The following is a 12,979-nucleotide window of genomic DNA, read 5'->3' as shown; positions in this document are numbered from 1 at the left end:
TCCAACCCGATCATTCCCTGCACTGGAGCGTGCCGGGACCATAATTGGGGAAGTATAGACAGCCATTCCCAGTTGATTTGCCTGATTTGCGATCAACCGGCAGGATGTTCCCCTGCAATTCATTCCCCAAGGTTGACGGCCATGGCCACCCGTACCCGCGAACTGGACAAGATCGATCGCAAGATCCTGCGCATCCTGCAGGCCGAGGGCCGTATCTCCTTCACCGAACTGGGCGAGCGGGTCGGCCTGTCCACCACCCCGTGTACCGAGCGCGTGCGCCGGCTCGAGCGCGAGGGGGTGATCACCGGCTACCACGCCCACTTGGACCCGGCGGCGGTGAAGGCCAGCCTGCTGGTATTCGTGGAGATCAGCCTGGCCTACAAGTCCGGTGACATCTTCGAGGAGTTCCGGCGCGCCGCCCTGAAGCTGCCCAACGTGCTGGAGTGCCATCTGGTCTCGGGCGACTTCGATTACCTGCTGAAGGCGCGGATCAGCGAGATGGCCTCCTACCGCAAGCTGCTCGGCAGCACCCTGCTGACACTGCCGCATGTGCGTGAGTCGAAGAGCTACATCGTGATGGAAGAAGTGAAGGAAACGCTGAGCCTGCCGATTCCGGATTGAGTCCGGAACGGTAGTGGGGCCAGATCCCGTGCAGCGGGCTCTGACCCCCGGGTCCGTCAGCGCTGCTGCGGATGCTTCTGCGAGCGCTGTTCCTGCTGCTTGCCACCCTTGTGCGGCTGCTGCGGCTCCATCTGCTGCTGTTGCTGTTGCTGTTGCTGTTGCTGCTGTTGTTGCTGCGGGTTGCGGCCCTGCGGTTCCTTGCCGGGATGACGGTTCTGCTGGTTTTTCATGATCGCGATCCAGTGGACGAAGGACATGCGGCGGCGCAATGCCGGCGCACGGTCACGTTGGTCCCGGAACGGTTAATCGCAGGCGAAAAAGCAGTGATCTGCAGCGGGTTGTTTTCGTGCGTTCAGGCCGGACAGCGTGCGGTAGCCGCCAACCTCGTTTGGCACCCGAGATCAGCGCTTGATCTGCTGGCCATCGCCGGCCGGCACGCTGTCGTAATAGCGGCCGGTACGCGAATCGAACACGCGGTTCGGACCGGCCGGGCGTACCCCGGGGACGATGCGGCCATTGCGGTCGTACACCTTGTCGGCCGGCTTCGGCGCCGGGGTGGGCGCGATCTGGGCGGGACCGGTGGACCTGATCGGCTGCGCCGGCTGCGGCGACGGCAGGACCTGCGGCTGCGGGCGAGCGGCCTGCGGCGGCGGCATCACCGGCTGCGGTGCCACGGTGGTGGCACTGCGGGTGGCGGTCGGGCTCGACGACGTCGGTACCTGGGCCTGCGCGACCAGGGGCAACAGGGCCATCAACAGCAGGGAAAGGGTCGGTTTCATGTCACGCTCCGGCGTGGATCACATTTACCTTGCGCCTGCACCTGTGTGCCGGCCATGAACGGCCATCACACTTGCAAGCGCGCGCCGGCACCCCCACGTTTTCCGCCATCCCCAGGCCATCAACCCCCACGGAGCGCCGCCATGACTGCCTTCGACCTGACGCCCCCCACCGCCACCCAGACCGAGGCGCTGATCGCCGGCCTCAGCAGTGAAGAGCGCCGCGTGCTGCTGCAGCACGGTACCGAGGCGCCGTTCTGCGGCGTGTTCCTCGACAACAAGCGCGAGGGCGTCTACTGCTGCCGGCTGTGCGCACTGCCGCTGTTCCGCTCCAGCACCAAGTTCGATTCCGGCACCGGTTGGCCGAGCTTCTTCGCCCCGTTCGACCCGGCACACGTGCGCGAAATCCGCGATACCAGCCACGGCATGGTCCGCACCGAGATCACCTGTGCGCGCTGTGGCAGCCATCTGGGCCACGTATTCCCGGACGGCCCGCCGCCCACCTACGAGCGCCACTGCCTGAACTCCGTCTCACTTTTGTTCACCGGCAATGGCGAGCCCTGGCCCGACCCGTTGCAGCGTGGCGGCGCCGAAAGCGGCGTGGCGGGCTGAAACACCCCGCTGACCGATTTCACAGAATTCCCTCTTCAGAAAACCGGGCGACGGGCCGACAAGGAGATATCCCCTCTCCTTGCGTCGCCCCATGCTCATCATCGTTGGATTCCTGGTCGTCATCGTCAGCGTGATCGGGGGCTATCTCGGTGCCCACGGCCGCCTGGGTGCCCTCTGGCAGCCCTACGAGCTGGTCATCATCGGTGGCGCCGCGCTCGGCGCCTTCCTGGTCGGCACCCCGGCCAAGACGGTCAAGCAGACCCTGCAGGCCATGGTCGGCGTGTTCAAGGGCCCGCGCTACAAGCAGCAGGACTACATCGATGTCCTCAGCCTGCTCTATGAACTGCTCAACAAGGCCCGCCGCGAAGGCTTCATGGCGCTGGAAGACCACGTCGAGCGCCCGGCCGAAAGCGCGCTGTTCGGCAACTACCCCAAGGTGCAGGCCGACCACCACCTGATCGACTTCATCACCGACTGCCTGCGCCTGATGATCGGCAGCAACATCGAGCCACACGAGCTGGAGCCGCTGCTGGAACTGGAGCTGGAAAAGCACCACGCCGAGGCCATGGCGCCGTCGCAGGTGCTGACCAAGGTCGCCGACGGACTGCCCGGTTTCGGCATCGTCGCGGCGGTGCTCGGCATCGTCATCACCATGGGTTCGATCGGCGGGGATATCGTCGAGGTCGGCGGCCATGTGGCCGGCGCGCTGGTCGGTACCTTCCTGGGCATCCTGCTGGGCTACGGTTTCGTCGGCCCGATGGCGGCAGCGATGGAAGCGCGCGCCGAGCAGGACAGCCGCATCTACGAATCGGTGAAGACCGCGCTGCTGGCCTGCCTGCGTGGCTACAACCCGAAGATCGCGCTGGAATTCGCCCGCAAGACGCTGCCGTCGAACGTGCGCCCGGCCTTCTCCGATTTCGAGCAGCACCTGAAGACGGTCAAGTAAGCCATGGCCGAGACCAAGCCCACCGTCATCGTCCGTCGGGTCAAGAAGGCCGGCCACGCCGCCCATCATGGCGGTTCGTGGAAGGTGGCGTATGCCGACTTCGTGACCGCGATGATGGCGTTCTTCCTGGTGCTGTGGCTGATGGCCACCACCAACAAGAACGACCGTGCGGCCATTTCCGAGTACTTCCGCAACCCCAGCCCGCTGAGCGGGCAGAACGCCACGCCGGCGCCCGGCATGGCCGGCCCGGGTGGCGCCAGCACCTCGATGATCAAGCTCGGTGGTGCCACCGACATCTCGCGGGGCAGCAGCAACGATCCCTTCCAGAACCAGAAGGAAGCGGTGCCGCAGCCGGTGGACCAGCAGCAGCGCGACAAGCAGCAGCTGGAAGCGCTGATGAAGGAACTGCAGGAGGCGATCAGCAAGAGCCAGGCGCTGGAGCCGTTCAAGGACCAGCTGCTGCTGGATCTGACCCCGGAAGGCCTGCGCATCCAGATCGTGGACAAGCAGAACCGGCCGATGTTCGACCTCGGCAGCGCCACGCTGAAGCCGTACACGCAGCAGATCCTGCACGAGTTGGCCAACTACCTGAACCACGTGCCGAACCGGATCAGCCTGACCGGCCACACCGACATCACCGCCTATTCGGCCGCGCGCGGCTACGGCAACTGGGAACTGAGCGCCGATCGTGCCAACGCCGCACGGCGCGCACTGGTGGACGGCGGCCTGGAGGACAGCAAGATCACCCGCGTGGTCGGCCTGTCTTCGTCGGTGCTGTTCGACAAGGCCGACCCGCAGAATCCGATCAACCGCCGCATCAGCATCGTGGTGATGACCCAGGCCGCCGAAGCAGCCGCCCTGGCCGGTGCCGGCCCGCAGGTGGGGCTGTCGGCCCCCGCCGCCGACCCGGACGTGCAGGCCGCGCAGGGTCCGGCAAAGTAAACGGTAGGTGCGGACCTTGGTCCGCACATCCGGGAAAAGCGTGCGGACCAAGGTCCGCACCCACCAGGGGCATGACCCGGCGCACCCGCTACAATGGTGGTCTTTCCGTTTCCAGGTGACCCCACCCCATGTCCCAGAACTCCAAGGCCAAGCGCGACAAGCGCAAGAAGCAGCAGGCCAAGCGCCCGTTCCTGCGCCTGAACGCGCAGCAGCAGGTGCAGAACCATGCCGTGCTGACCAACGAAGACGGCCAGGTGGTCGCGGCCATCGGCCTGCAGGGCCGTGAGTGGCTGCTGGCCATCGGCGGCCAGACCATGGGCAACGCCGAGAACCCGGTGCCGATGCTGGCCATGCTCAAGCACCTGGCCAACGTGCAGGAGAAGGAAGGCCGCAAGGTCAACCTGGAGTACTCCGAACTGCTGCAGAAGCTGCTGGACACCCTGGCGGCCGAATCCGAGCAGACCGCCGACGAGTACCTGGACAAGCTGGTTGCCGAGTTCGAAGGCGTCGACGCTGCTGAAGGCGAGGAAGGCGAAGCCGCCGAGGGCGACGTGGCCGAAGAAGCCGCTGCCGAGGCCACTCCGGCCGCTGACAGCGACAGCAAGCCGCAGGCCTGAACCGGCCGCGGCGGTGACAGTCTACGTCGATGACGCGGTGCATCCCTGGCGCGGACAGCGCTGGGCGCACCTGATGGCCGACACCCTGGCCGAGCTGCACGCGATGGCGGCGCAGCTCGGCATTCCCCCGCGGGCCTTCCAGAACAAGGCCAGCGGTGCCCACTACGATGTCACTTCCGAGCTGCGCGCACAGGCGATCGCGCTCGGTGCGCGGGCGATCTCAAGGCACACCGACCGCGCGCTGGTCAAAGCGGTGATCGCCAACGCCAGGGCGCAGTACCGGCCGTAGATGGGAGCGCCGGGCATGGCCCGGCGCTACCGATCAATCTCAGAACGGGTCGCTGCCCAGCCGGATTTCCACGTTCAGCAGCGAGCACAGCGCCAGCATCGCGTCGTCGTCGCGGGTCAGCGCCATCACGCCGGTGAAGCCGTCGCTGCCGGCATCCACGCTCCACAGCGTGTAATTGTGCTCGCGCAGGCGGTCGAATGCGGTGGACATCAGCTGCACGCCGTCCAGGTCTTCGGCGAAGTCCTCGTCGTCCAGGTCGCCGCCCCAGTCCAGCTGCAGGTTGAAGCGCGCCGACAGCTCGTTCACCGCCGACTGCAGCGATTCCAGGTCATCTCGTTCCACCTCGAAACCGGACTGCCAGGCAATGGCCGTGAACAGCGCTGGCAGCCAGTCGCTGTCCGCTTCCAGCGGCTGCCCGTCCTCGGCCAGGTGCTCGCGCCAGCGGTTGAACTGCTGCAGGGCCAGCTCTTCGTCGCCCGGGTTGATCAGTACCAGCAGGTTCCAGACCCGCGCCTCGAAGCCGTCTTCGTCGAAGTCGTGGATGTCTTCCTCGAAGTCGAAATAGTCGCTGTTGTCGGGCATGGCGGAACTTCCTCTGGGGCAGGCCGGCATTCTACGGTTTATCCTGTGCCGCTGAAGCCGGCCTTGGTGGCCGTCACTGTGAATGAAGCGATGAGCGATACCCCTCCCGACCACCTGGCGATCAACCCGGCCAGCCCCTTCCATGATGCGCAGGCGCTGGAGCGCGGCGTTGGCGTGCGTTTCAACGACGTCGAGCGCGACAACGTCGAGGAATACTCGGTCAGCGAAGGCTGGATCCGCGTGCAGGCCGGCAAGGCCCGCGACCGCCGCGGCAACCCGATGACCATCAAGGTCAAGGGCAAGGTCGAGGCGTATTTCCTGGACCAGAAGCCGGAATAACCCGCGCCGTGGGATCGGTAGAGTCGAGCTTGCTCGACTGCTTTGCGAAAGAGCAGTCGAGCAAGCTCGACTCTACGCTTCGGGGCAGGGTCACTCGCGCTTGCGCGATTCCAGCAGGTCCAGGTTGCGGATCAGGCGCCGCGAGATCTCATCGGAGATCACCCCGCGCCGGGTCAGCCGGAACAGCTCCTCGCGCTCGGCATTGAGGCCGGCACTGCGCAGCTGGCGGTAGCCCAGTTCCATGCGCCGCACCTTCTCCGGGTCCACGTCGGGCCCGTCGCTGTCCTTCTCCAGGTGGCGCTGGTACAGCAGGCTGACCCGCGAGGCGGCGTCGTTGTACAGCTGCACGTTCTCGGTGTTCTGGTTCATCACCATCTGCTGGCGCATGCGCTCGACCCCGGCCAGCGCCGCCTTCGACGACAGCCGGCGCGCCAGATCCTCTTCCTTGCGCTCACCCGAATCGGACGGCAGCTGCAGGCCTTTCAACAGCCGCGGCAGCGCGATGCTGGCGCCCAGCAGCGAGAACAGGATCACCGACGCGGCCAGGAAGATCACCAGGTCACGCGCCGGGAACGCACTGCCGTCGGGCAGGAACAGCGGCAGGGTCAACACGCCGGCCAGGGTGATCGCACCGCGCACGCCGGCCACCGAGGTCGCCACCACGATGCGCCAGTTCGGCGCCTCGCCCCGCTCCAGGCCGCGACGACGCGCGCGCAGCAGGTTCCAGCGCAGCGACAGCCACACCCACAGCAGGCGCAGCACGACCAGTGCCAGATTGATCACCACCACATACACCAGCAGCCACCACGCACTCTGGTGGCCGGTCTCGTTCATGGTGGTGGTGGCGCGTTCGACGATGCCCGGCAGCTGCTCGCCCAGCAGCACGAACATGATGCCGTTGAAGCTGAACTGCAGCATGTTCCAGACCCCGGCACGCTGCACGCGCATGCTGCCGGAGACACGGCCGGTCAGCTCGACATAGCTCATCGCGATACCGGCAGCGACCGCGGCGAGGATGCCCGAGGCATGGATCTCTTCGGCCAGCAGGTAGGCCGCGAACGGAATCAGCAGGTTGACCAGCATCGCCGCGCCAGGCTCTTCGCCGAAGCGGCGCCACAGCCAGCGCTGGAAGGTGGACACACCCAGCGTCACTGCCACTCCCACAGCAAGGCCGGCCACCGCCACCCACACGAAGGTCAGCGAGGCGGTGGCCAGCGAGAAGGTGCCGGTCATCACTGCCGCCACCGCGAAGCGGAAGCAGACCAGGCCCGAGGCATCGTTCAGCAGCGACTCGCCCTCAAGGATGTGCATCAGGCGCTTGGGAATCGGCGCCTTGGAAGCGATGGCCCCGACCGCCACCGGGTCGGTCGGCGACACGATGGCCGCCAGCGCGAAGCACACCGCCAGCGGCATCACTGGAATCAGCCAGTGGATGAGGAAGCCGGCGCCGATGACGGTGAACACCACCAGGCCGAACGCCAGCTCGAGGATCGCGCCCTTGTCGCGGAACAGGCCCTGTTTGGGAATGCGCCAGCCATCCAGGAACAGCAGCGGCGGCAGGAACAGCAGGAAGAACACCTCCGGCTCCAGCGCGTGGCCGCGGTTGAACACGCCGGCGATGACCGCACCCAGGCCGATCTGCACCAGCGGCAGCGGCAACGAGAACGGCAGGACACGAACCAGGTAGCCGCTGGCGACAACGGCCACCAGCATCGCCAGGACGACTTCAATGGTATGCATGCTTCTTCCAGGAAGCGGCGCGCGGGGAGGCTCGCAAGCCAGCGCCGGAAACCCGGAAAAAACTACCACATGCGGCCATGACCGCGACGGCCGGGGCCGCCGCGCGTCAGCCCCGGCTCATGCCCCGTCGAAGCGGTACAGATCCATGGCGAGGAAGCCGGCATCGATACCGGCGTCGATGCGGCGTGCACCGAAGCCGCCCTCGCCGGCCGCGCCCATCGCGAAGAACAGCGGCAGCAGGTGCTCGTCGGTCGGGTGCGCACGTTCGGCGAACGGCGCCTGCCGACGGTAATCGAGCAGGGCCTGGCGGTCGTCGGCGGCCAGGCGCTGCTCCACCCACTCGATGAAGGGCCGCACGTACGGCGCTTCCTTGCCGTCCTGGTAGTCGCCCCAGTCGTGCAGGTTGTGGGTGATGCTGCCCGAGCCGACCAGCAGCACGCCCTGCTCGCGCAGCGGCGCCAGCGCGCGGCCGAGCGCGAACTGGTGCTCGGGGCCGAGCATCGGCTGGATCGACAGCGGCACCACCGGGATGTCGGCCTGCGGGCGCAGCAGCCGCAGCGGCACCCAGGCACCGTGGTCGAGGCCACGCTGCGGGTCGAGTGCCACCGGCAGGCCAGCGGCGGCGATGCGGCCGGCCACCTCTTCGGCCAGCGCCGGATCGCCCGGCGCCGGGTACTGCAGTTCAAACAGCGCGCGCGGGAAGCCGCCGAAGTCATGGATGGTCGGTGGCTGCGGATGCGCGCCGACCAGCGGCTGCCGGCCCAGCCAGTGCGCCGAGGCCATCACGATGGCGCGCGGCGTCGGCAGGTCGCGCGCCAGCTCGGCCAGGCGCACGCCAACCTGGCCCGGATGCAGGGCGGTCATCGGCGAACCATGCGAGATGTACAGCGAAGGCAGGCGGGACATGGAATTCTCCAGTTGCAGGGTCAGGCGGCGATCAGCGCGAACGCAGGGTCCACTTGCCATCGCCGACCAGGAACAGCACTACCAGCGCCAGTGCCCAGAACGCCGGGTATTCCCAGCCGCCGCCGGCATTGGCGAAACCGAAGCCGTTGGCGCCGTGCACGGTGACGATGGTGCCCAGCAGCAGCGGCACACCGACAAGGCCCACCCAGCGTGCGTAGATGCCCAGCAGGAGCGCGACGGTGATCACCAGCTCGACGCCGATGGTGAGGTAGCCGAGCACGCCGGGCAGGCCCAGCGACTCGAAGAACGCCGCCGTGCCGGCCGGGGTGAATACCAGCAGCTTGATCAGCGCATGGACCAGGAACAGCACGCCCAGGGCCAGGCGCAGCAGGGTGGCGCCGTACGGGGCCAGCGGCGAAACAGGAGCGGTCGTGGTGTGCATGGGGAAACACCTTGAAGGGAGTAGGCACAGGTTATTGCGCCTTCGTGGACCAATAAATACGATGGATTGACCGTATTTATTTCAAAAGGCGCAACAATGGACACCCTCGAGGCGATGCGCGTGTTCGTGGCGGTGGTCGAGCGCAACGGCTTCAGTGCCGCCGCCCAGGCCCTGGATATGTCCACTGCCGGCGTCACCCGCCAGGTCGCCGCGCTGGAAAAGCGCCTGTCCACCCGCCTGCTCCACCGCACCACGCGCCGGGTCAGCCCGACCAGTGCCGGTGCCGCCTACTACGCCCAGTGCGTGCGCCTGCTGGCCGAGTTCGACGCGCTGGAGGCCAGCATCGGCGCGCAGGCGCTGGAGCCCTCCGGCACGCTGCGCATCAACGCACCGGTCAGTTGGGGCATCGCCCGCCTCGGCCCGCTGCTGGCCAGCTACCGCGAACGCTTCCCGCAGGTGGAACTGGACCTGGCCCTGTCCGACCGGCTGGTGGACATGGTCGAGGAAGGCTACGACGTCGCCATCCGCATCACCCGCGAGCCGGGGCCGACGTTGATCGCGCGACGTCTGGGCGAATCGCGGGTGAGCCTGTGCGCCGCGCCGGCCTACCTGGCCGCACGCGGTACGCCACAGACGCCGCAGGAGCTGCAGGCCCACGCCTGCCTGAGCTACAGCTACTGGGCCGCTGGCGACCATTGGCCGCTACAGGGACCGGGCGGCGAAGTGAAGGTGGCGGTAAGCAGCCTGCTGCACGCCAACAACGGCGACGTGCTGCGCGAAGCGGCGATCGCCGGTATGGGCGTGATCCTGCAGCCCGATTTCCTGCTGGAAGACGCGCTGGCCGATGGCCGCCTGGTGCGCATCCTGCCCGAATGGGAGGCCTCGCCGATCGGCATCTTCGCGGTCTATACCAGCCGCAGCCATCTGGCACCGAAGGTGCGCAGTTTCATCGACCATCTGGTGGAGGCCGGGGTGTAGCCGAATCTGGCGCTTGCCGGTAGTGCCGGCCGCTGGCCGGCAATCAGACACATCCCGGTCCTGGGCGAATGCCGGCCAGCGGCCGGCACTACCACTTAGGCGGCAACCTCATCCAGCGCCTCGATGATCCGTTCCAGCGGCGCCGGCCGCCCGAGCAGGTAACCCTGCACCTGGTCGCAGCCGTGCGCAGCCAGCCAGTCCAGCTGCCCCGGCGTTTCCACGCCCTCGGCGATGATGGTCAGGCCCATGCTGTGGCCCAGCGACAGCAGCGCGCGGCAGATCGAGGCATTGCGCGGATTGGTTTCCACGTCGGCGACGAAGCTGCGGTCGATCTTCAGGATGTCCAATGGCAGGTGCTGCAGGTAGGACATGCTGGAATAGCCGGTACCGAAATCATCCAGCGACACGCTGATGCCCTGCTCGTGCAGGCGTTGCATGGTCTGCATCGCCTGCGCCGGCTTGCGCATCAGGCTGCTCTCGGTCAGCTCCACGTGCAGCGCGCCGCGGGCCAGGCCGAACTCCTGCTGCGCGCGGGTGAACTCGGCCACCAGATCGCTGTTGAAGAACTGCACCGCCGATACATTGACCGCGATCGGCAGCTCGCCCCAACCGGCCTCGACCAGCCGGCGCTGCGCCTTCGCCGCCGCACGGATCACCCAGCGCCCCAGTGCCAGGATCAGCCCGGTGTCCTCACACAGCTGGATGAACTCGTTGGGCGGGATGAAGCTGCCATCGGCCTGCGGCCAGCGCAGCAGAGCCTCCAGCGCGGCCGGGCTGCCATCGCTGGCGTGCCGGATCGGCTGGAAATACAGCTGGAACTCGTTGTCGATGGCGGCGTGGATGCGTCCGGCCAGGCGCAGGCGGTCGGCCAACCGCGTGGTCACCGCCGCGTCGAACCAGACCACCACGTTGCCTTCGGCGCGCGCGGCATGCGCGGCCTGTGCGGCCATGCCGATCACCTGCTCGGCGCTGTGGCCGTCGCCGGCAATGTGCACGGCCACGCCGATGCGCGGCTCGAACTGGTGCAGCGAATCCTTGCCGCGCATCGGCGCCGACACGATCTGCAGCAGGTCGTCCAGCACGCGCTGGGTATCGTGCTCGGCACCGATGGCGAACACGAAGTCCTCCGCCGGCTGGAATGCCAGCGTGCCGCAGCGCGCGCCCAGGCCACCGAGCCGGGTCGCCATCGACTGCAGCACCGCATCGCCGATCTCGCGGCCCAGCGTGTCGGCCACCAGCTGCAGTCCTCGCAACTGCACGAAGGCGATGGTGTAGCCCTCCTGCTGTTCGTCCAGCTGTTCGGTCAACGCACGCACGTTGAGCAGGCCGGTGGCCGGGTTGTGCCGCGCCTGGTAGGCCAGGTCGCGCTCGTAAGCCAGCCGCTCGCTCACATCCTCGGCCAGCACCAGGCAGGCGGGCTGGCCATCGAAATCGAGCTTGGACAGGTGTGCGCGCACTTCGAACACACTGCCGTCCTTGCGCCGGTGCAGGCGCACGGTGGCATCCTGCAGCTCGCCGACACGGGCCTTGGCGATCGCACCCTTCACCTCGTCCCAGCCTTCGCGCGGGCGGATGTCGAGGATGCTCATCGCCAGGAATTCCTCGCGGCTGTAGCCATACTGGCGCACGGCGGCATCGTTGACCTCGATGAAGCGCAGCGTATCCGGATCGAACACCCAGAACGGCGCTGGATTGCGGTCGAACAACAGGCGGAAGCGGCGTTCCACTTCGCTCATCTGCTCGCGGGCCTGGTAGCGTTCGCTCAGGTCGGTCAGGGCACCGATCATGCGGCGCTCGCTGTCGGCCACCTCCACCCGCTGCCCGCGTGCGCCCACCCAGCGCACTGCGCCTCCGGGCAGCACCAGGCGGAACACCTGGTCGAGCACCGCGCCACCGGCGAAGGCCTGGTCGAAGGCCTGCTGCAGGCGCGCTGCATCATCACGATGCACGCGCGCGAAGAAATCGGCCACCGGCAGCGCATCGGTCTGCACGCCGAAGATCTCACGCGCCAGCGGTGACCAGCGCAACAGTGCGGCATCCTCGTCCACGTACCAGGTGCAGACGCGCCCAACCTGGTGGGCCAGGCGCAGTTCGGCATGCCCGGTCTTCAGTTCCTCCGCCATCGACTGCTGGCGGCGGGTGCTGCGGCGCACCGCGTACAGCAGGACCAGCAGCACCCCGACGTAGGCCAGCACGATTGCTACTGACGCCTGCAGGTAGGGCCACCATGGCGCCAGCACGTCCTCATCGGCCAACCCGACCTGCACCGCCAGCGGGCTGCGCTCCAGCGTGCTGATGGTGATGATGCGCTGCACACCATCGACCGCGCCCGGCAGGCTGCCCAGCTCGACCACGGCCTGCTTGCCGAGCAGGTCGCGATGCGCGAGATCGTAGCGTCGGCCGACCGTGCCGTGCGGGTCCGGTACGCGGGCCAGCATGTAGCCTTCCGCATCGCTGATCGACACCAGCCCGTTCGGGCCAACATCGAGGCCGCCGATGATGCGCTGCAGTTCGCCGCAGCGCAGCCGCGCCAGCAACCAGCGGTCACCGGCCATCGGCAGCGCCAGCGGCACCACCCAGCCACCGTCGCTGGCGCGCAGCGGCGGGCCGATGTACAGCGAACTGCCCAGGCCGCGGCGCTGCGGATCGGTCCACAGCGGCAGGTTCAGGTCACCTTTGCCGGCCGTCAGGGCGCGGCCATAGCTGTCCAGCACCACGATGCTGTGCAGCTCGGCATGCCGGCGCAGCACGCCGCCGATGGAGGCATCAAGCAGCGCCGGCGCCTGCGCGGGCACGCTGCGGAACACTTCAACGGCATCGGCGGCGATGCCGGACATCGCCCGCTCCAGGTTGCGCAGCTCCAGCGCCAGCAGGCGCTCGCTGCCCACCGCCAGTGCACGGCTCTGGCGCTGTGCGGCCTCCAGCCGGCGGTGATGGTCGTTGGCCAGCATGGTGGTCAACCCGGCCACCAGCAGAATGCCCAGCAACACCCCGCCCCAGGTAATGGCGCGCAGCGGCCGGGCCAACGCCCGTTTCAGCGCGGGCATCGGTTGGTCTTCCTTGTGCAGTCGGCTGGCTTCATGCGCGAACGAATCCTCCACATCCCCGACCTCAACGGCCGGCGGACGCCATTCTTGACGCCTGACCCGCCCCCGCATGGCCACCTCCCCGTGTCCGCGCAGGGCTCCT

General features: G+C 67.7%; 15 protein-coding genes. 8 read left to right on the top strand and 7 right to left on the bottom strand.

Going from position 1 to position 12,979, the window contains the following annotated elements; genetic code table 11:
* The first annotated feature begins 141 nt into the window (after positions 1-141).
* Positions 142-621: a winged helix-turn-helix transcriptional regulator gene (locus ACSYS9_RS02460; RefSeq protein WP_005407919.1), complete on the top strand. Its 480-nt coding sequence runs from the start codon at positions 142-144 to the stop codon at positions 619-621.
* 56 nt (positions 622-677) lie between these two features.
* On the opposite strand, the gene ACSYS9_RS02455 is transcribed toward ACSYS9_RS02460, so the two are convergent.
* Both ACSYS9_RS02455 and ACSYS9_RS02450 read right to left on the bottom strand, forming a co-directional pair.
* The gene (locus ACSYS9_RS02455; RefSeq protein WP_049463463.1) at positions 678-878 is read right to left on the bottom strand and encodes a hypothetical protein; all 201 of its coding nucleotides are present in this window, start codon (positions 876-878) and stop codon (positions 678-680) included.
* A 144-nt stretch (positions 879-1,022) separates the two neighbouring features.
* Positions 1,023-1,400 (bottom strand): hypothetical protein, encoded by a 378-nt coding sequence (locus ACSYS9_RS02450; RefSeq protein ID WP_049398340.1) that lies wholly within the window; start codon positions 1,398-1,400, stop codon positions 1,023-1,025.
* Positions 1,401-1,541: 141 nt separating this feature from the next.
* Here ACSYS9_RS02450 and msrB point away from each other — a divergent pair, with 141 nt between their 5' ends.
* From msrB to ACSYS9_RS02425, 5 genes are all read left to right on the top strand, one after another.
* On the top strand, positions 1,542-2,009 hold the full coding sequence (gene msrB / locus ACSYS9_RS02445; protein WP_049463465.1) for a peptide-methionine (R)-S-oxide reductase MsrB: 468 nt from the start codon (positions 1,542-1,544) through the stop codon (positions 2,007-2,009).
* 91 nt (positions 2,010-2,100) lie between these two features.
* Complete coding sequence (gene motA / locus ACSYS9_RS02440; RefSeq protein WP_032128746.1) at positions 2,101-2,955, top strand: flagellar motor stator protein MotA; 855 nt, start codon at positions 2,101-2,103, stop codon at positions 2,953-2,955.
* A gap of 3 nt (positions 2,956-2,958) precedes the next feature.
* A complete protein-coding gene (gene motB, locus ACSYS9_RS02435) occupies positions 2,959-3,897 on the top strand; it encodes a flagellar motor protein MotB (protein WP_049398339.1) in 939 nt (312 codons plus the stop codon).
* Positions 3,898-4,025: 128 nt separating this feature from the next.
* Positions 4,026-4,514, top strand: a complete 489-nt coding sequence (locus ACSYS9_RS02430) for a hypothetical protein (RefSeq protein WP_049463467.1) — start codon at positions 4,026-4,028, stop codon at positions 4,512-4,514.
* Between the two features lie 13 nt (positions 4,515-4,527).
* A complete protein-coding gene (locus tag ACSYS9_RS02425) occupies positions 4,528-4,803 on the top strand; it encodes a DUF4031 domain-containing protein (RefSeq protein WP_049463469.1) in 276 nt (91 codons plus the stop codon).
* A gap of 39 nt (positions 4,804-4,842) precedes the next feature.
* Here ACSYS9_RS02425 and ACSYS9_RS02420 read toward each other — a convergent pair whose 3' ends face one another.
* The gene (locus ACSYS9_RS02420; protein ID WP_005407911.1) at positions 4,843-5,385 is read right to left on the bottom strand and encodes a DUF6630 family protein; all 543 of its coding nucleotides are present in this window, start codon (positions 5,383-5,385) and stop codon (positions 4,843-4,845) included.
* A gap of 90 nt (positions 5,386-5,475) precedes the next feature.
* Here ACSYS9_RS02420 and ACSYS9_RS02415 point away from each other — a divergent pair, with 90 nt between their 5' ends.
* Positions 5,476-5,724, top strand: coding sequence for a DUF3297 family protein (locus ACSYS9_RS02415; RefSeq protein ID WP_032128750.1), 249 nt, complete (start codon positions 5,476-5,478; stop codon positions 5,722-5,724).
* A 90-nt stretch (positions 5,725-5,814) separates the two neighbouring features.
* On the opposite strand, the gene ACSYS9_RS02410 is transcribed toward ACSYS9_RS02415, so the two are convergent.
* From ACSYS9_RS02410 to ACSYS9_RS02400, 3 genes are all read right to left on the bottom strand, one after another.
* Positions 5,815-7,464: a Na+/H+ antiporter gene (locus ACSYS9_RS02410; RefSeq protein WP_032128751.1), complete on the bottom strand. Its 1,650-nt coding sequence runs from the start codon at positions 7,462-7,464 to the stop codon at positions 5,815-5,817.
* A gap of 117 nt (positions 7,465-7,581) precedes the next feature.
* Positions 7,582-8,370 carry a dioxygenase family protein gene (locus ACSYS9_RS02405; RefSeq protein WP_049463471.1) on the bottom strand — a complete coding sequence of 263 codons (789 nt, stop codon included), beginning with the start codon at positions 8,368-8,370 and terminating at the stop codon, positions 7,582-7,584.
* Between the two features lie 31 nt (positions 8,371-8,401).
* Positions 8,402-8,812, bottom strand: coding sequence for a DoxX family protein (locus tag ACSYS9_RS02400; RefSeq protein WP_049424804.1), 411 nt, complete (start codon positions 8,810-8,812; stop codon positions 8,402-8,404).
* A 96-nt stretch (positions 8,813-8,908) separates the two neighbouring features.
* Here ACSYS9_RS02400 and ACSYS9_RS02395 point away from each other — a divergent pair, with 96 nt between their 5' ends.
* On the top strand, positions 8,909-9,790 hold the full coding sequence (locus tag ACSYS9_RS02395; protein ID WP_049424802.1) for a LysR family transcriptional regulator: 882 nt from the start codon (positions 8,909-8,911) through the stop codon (positions 9,788-9,790).
* 95 nt (positions 9,791-9,885) lie between these two features.
* Here the strand turns inward: ACSYS9_RS02395 and ACSYS9_RS02390 are convergent, their stop codons facing one another.
* Positions 9,886-12,948, bottom strand: a complete 3,063-nt coding sequence (locus ACSYS9_RS02390) for a bifunctional diguanylate cyclase/phosphodiesterase (RefSeq protein WP_049463473.1) — start codon at positions 12,946-12,948, stop codon at positions 9,886-9,888.
* Between the last annotated feature and the right edge of the window lie 31 nt (positions 12,949-12,979).

This window comes from Stenotrophomonas sp. STK17_22 (genome assembly GCF_051983905.1).
Classification (GTDB): domain Bacteria; phylum Pseudomonadota; class Gammaproteobacteria; order Xanthomonadales; family Xanthomonadaceae; genus Stenotrophomonas; species Stenotrophomonas maltophilia_A.
The sequence above is the reverse complement of the archived record's forward strand: the minus strand, read 5'-3'. Positions and strand labels throughout refer to the sequence as shown.